This window comes from Bacillus pretiosus (assembly GCF_051294775.1).
In the GTDB taxonomy this organism is placed as follows: Bacteria; Bacillota; Bacilli; order Bacillales; family Bacillaceae_G; genus Bacillus_A; species Bacillus_A wiedmannii.
The window spans coordinates 1-286 of sequence record NZ_JBPPHF010000485.1; the positions used below are offsets into that span (position 1 = coordinate 1).

Annotated in this window: 1 pseudogene; it reads left to right on the top strand. The window is 27.6% G+C overall.

Annotation, left to right across the window (positions count from 1 at the left end):
* A pseudogene (locus ACSG5Z_RS31845) lies at positions 1-187 on the top strand (hypothetical protein); the annotation flags it as partial.
* Positions 188-286 lie beyond the last annotated feature (99 nt).

Consider the following 286-nt stretch of genomic DNA (forward strand, 5'->3'; position numbering starts at 1 on the left):
GATAAAGGATCAAAGTTTTTTTCGTTCAATCCAAAATCAGTTTGATTTACGTATGCTTTACCAAGCTGCAGAGAAAAAACTTTACCTTTTCTATGATGATGATACATATTTTCCAGCAATTAACCGAATTGAAATGTTACTTTGTATCTTTGAAGAGATACAGTTAACAAAAAATATAGCAAGTTAGTACAGAGGGACTAAAAATGAAAAAATTAGTTGGATATTCATCTAATTTAGCGATGTCAAACTATTTACTATCACTTAAGTTAAATAAAACATATAGTAT